This is a genomic window from Streptococcus sp. KR (assembly GCF_002238115.1).
Classification (GTDB): Bacteria; Bacillota; Bacilli; order Lactobacillales; family Streptococcaceae; genus Streptococcus.
The window spans coordinates 1-240 of record NZ_NGVM01000305.1 but is presented as its reverse complement, the minus strand read 5'-3'; the positions used below and the strand labels follow the sequence as shown (position 1 = coordinate 240).

Genomic DNA, 240 nt, shown 5'->3' with positions numbered 1-240 from the left:
ACACAAATTGTTTTCTTCTCGCCTTCACAAAATCTTTCTTAGTGGTCACAAAGACTTTTTTAGTAGGGAAAAATTTCATGATTTCTTGGCCAAATTGAGCAGACAAACTAGAGGGCACCACATACAAGGGCTTATGAACCATCCCCAACTCCTTTAATTTAAAGCCAGCACCAAGCATAGTCAAAGTCTTTCCTGAACCTACCTCATGAGCTAATAAGGCTCTTTTTTCTTCTACGATTC

At 38.8% G+C, this 240-nt stretch carries 1 protein-coding gene; it reads right to left on the bottom strand.

Annotated elements, in window-relative coordinates:
* A partial coding sequence (locus tag CBI42_RS12060) for a DEAD/DEAH box helicase family protein (protein ID WP_142294173.1) occupies positions 1-240 on the bottom strand: 240 nt, incomplete at both ends.